Consider the following 2926-nt stretch of genomic DNA (forward strand, 5'->3'; position numbering starts at 1 on the left):
TACACCACGCCAGTTGCTTCAACTCGGGAGACCTACCCAAGGCATTTACTCCTCTATCCCATAGGTAAAAGCATTAAACTTGCCCTAATATCTATTGTTAAGTTACATTTAGTTAAGATTATGAGTGTAGAAAATTACACTTTTTCCTTATTTAATGCAATTTTACTAAAAGAGGCCATTTTTTGATGAAAATTTCTTGGAGGACCATTGTACTTTGGAGTCTGCCAGCTTTGGTCATTGGTTTTTTTATCTGGCAAGGAGCATTTGCCCAAACAGCAGTAAATATGGGTAGTAACACTGCTAGAACTCGTATGAGCTATGGGAGATTTTTGGACTACTTACAAGCAGATCGAGTTACAAGCGTAGACCTCTATGATGGTGGTCGTACAGCTATTGTGGAAGCTGTAGATGAACTAAATAACCAAGTCGAAAGATTACGGGTAGATTTACCTGTCAACTCCCCAGACCTAATTTCCCGTCTGCGAGAAGCAAATATTAATTTTGACAGCCACCCTCCACGCAATGAAGGAGCGGTATGGGGTTTATTAGGAAATTTGATTTTCCCAATTTTATTGATTGTGGGTCTATTCTTCCTATTCCGTCGCTCTAGTAATGTTCCTGGTGGCCCTGGACAAGCAATGAACTTTGGTAAGTCTAAAGCTCGCTTCTCAATGGAGGCCAAAACAGGTGTTCTGTTTGATGATGTGGCTGGGGTTGATGAGGCCAAAGAAGAATTACAAGAGGTTGTGACTTTCCTGAAAAAACCAGAAAGATTTACAGCAGTGGGAGCGCGAATTCCTAAAGGTGTGCTGTTGGTAGGTCCTCCGGGAACTGGTAAAACTTTGTTAGCCAAGGCGATCGCTGGTGAAGCTGGCGTACCATTCTTCAGTATCTCTGGTTCGGAATTTGTGGAAATGTTCGTTGGTGTGGGTGCTTCCCGCGTACGAGACCTATTTAAAAAAGCTAAGGAAAACGCCCCCTGCATTATCTTTATTGATGAAATTGACGCTGTGGGTAGACAACGTGGTGCTGGTATTGGTGGAGGTAATGATGAAAGAGAACAAACCCTAAACCAATTATTGACCGAAATGGATGGTTTTGAAGGTAACAGTGGAATTATTATTATTGCTGCGACTAACCGTCCTGATGTTTTAGACTCTGCATTGTTACGTCCTGGTAGGTTTGACCGTCAAGTTACTGTTGATGCTCCTGATATTAAGGGTCGTTTGTCAATTCTGAACGTTCATTCTCGCGATAAGAAGCTAAGTAATGAAATATCTCTAGAGGCGATCGCTCGTCGGACTCCTGGTTTTACAGGTGCAGATTTAGCTAACCTATTGAATGAAGCTGCTATTCTGACTGCTCGTCGTCGCAAAGAAGCAATTACGATGCTGGAAATTGATGATGCTGTAGACCGAGTGGTTGCAGGTATGGAAGGTACTCCGCTCATGGATGGTAAGAGCAAGCGACTTATTGCTTATCACGAAGTTGGTCATGCTATTGTTGGTACTCTACTCAAAGAGCATGACCCCGTGCAAAAAGTAACTTTGGTGCCTCGCGGTCAAGCTCGTGGTCTCACCTGGTTTATGCCTAATGAAGAGCAAGGTTTAATTTCCAGGTCACAAATTTTGGCTCGCATTAGTGGTGCTCTTGGTGGTCGCGCTGCTGAGAAAGTAATTTTTGGTGATGCTGAGGTAACTACTGGTGCTGGTAATGACTTACAACAGGTTACAGGAATGGCGCGTCAAATGGTGACTCGTTATGGTATGTCAAATTTGGGTCCGTTGTCTTTGGAAACTGGACAAAGTGAGGTGTTTTTGGGTCGCGACATGATGACTCGTTCAGAATATTCTGATGAAATTGCTTCTCGTATTGATGCTCAAGTTCGCACTATTGTAGAACATTGCTATGAAGAAGCTTGTCAGATGATGCGGGATAACCGGGTTGTTATAGATCGTTTAGTCGATCTATTAATTGAAAAAGAGACTATTGATGGTGACGAATTCCGACAAATTGTGGCTGAGTACACTCAGGTTCCTGAGAAAGAACGTTATGTTCCAATCGTTTAATTGAATTTCTGCATTTCAATTTCATATAGTTATTTTAGGATGATATATTACCCTATCTAAGTAATAGTTGAAGTGCCGAACCTTTCAAAGAAGAACTAAGAGTTAAGTATTTTTTTTGCTTGACTCTTAGTTTTTTTAATATTAAATATAATCTTATACTAAGAGTGAAAAAATAATGTGACAAAACTCTGGTTATAGAAAATAAGTAACAGATGTTTGTAGCAAACATTGATTAAATTTAATATTATATCATGTCTGATTAAATGGTTAGGATAAAAAACTTGCTCTTTGTCATAACTGGTCTAGACTAAAATTTTGGTTAAAAAAAACTTCCCTGATGAGGGCGAGGGAAGGGGGAGAAAATTTTCGATGGTGTATAATTTGATCTTTTGCGTCAGTCCTAATATTATTACAAAGTGTAAACCTCGCCCCAAAAAACCTCTAATTATTTAGATAATAAAATTATTGTTTTCTAATTAAAGAATATATAAGTTTTAGTAAGAATTTGAGGTAGAGAGGTTGACAAAAGTAAAAAAGAAAGTAAAGTTCAGGTCGCCATAGATAAGTCAAGCCACTGCACTACAGAAAGCGGACAAACTACGCCAGTTACCCAAAAGAAATAAAGAGAAAAAAGATTAATGACTAAACTAATTATACAAATCCCCTGTTATAACGAAGAAGCTACTTTAGGAATGACTCTAACTGAATTACCTCGACAACTTCCTGGTGTGGATCGGATAGAATGGTTGATTATTAATGATGGTAGTTTTGACAAAACCTTAGAAGTAGCTAAAGCGTCTGGAGTCGATCATATTGTTAATTTTGAATATAATCAAGGATTAGCAAAAGGTTTTATG

General features: G+C 39.1%; 3 protein-coding genes. All 3 read left to right on the forward strand.

Going from position 1 to position 2926, the window contains the following annotated elements:
- On the forward strand, positions 1 to 186 hold a 186-nt coding region (locus F6K22_RS37460; protein ID WP_293109862.1), incomplete at its 5' end, for a hypothetical protein.
- A complete protein-coding gene (gene ftsH2, locus F6K22_RS37465) occupies positions 186 to 2069 on the forward strand; it encodes an ATP-dependent zinc metalloprotease FtsH2 (RefSeq protein ID WP_293109863.1) in 1884 nt (627 codons plus the stop codon). The genes F6K22_RS37460 and ftsH2, both read left to right, overlap by 1 nt.
- Positions 2070 to 2707: 638 nt before the next feature.
- The coding region (locus tag F6K22_RS37470; RefSeq protein ID WP_293109865.1) for a glycosyltransferase at positions 2708 to 2926 on the forward strand (219 nt) is incomplete at its 3' end.

The sequence above is a fragment of the Okeania sp. SIO2F4 genome (assembly GCF_010672385.1).
In the GTDB taxonomy this organism is placed as follows: Bacteria; Cyanobacteriota; Cyanobacteriia; order Cyanobacteriales; family Microcoleaceae; genus Trichodesmium.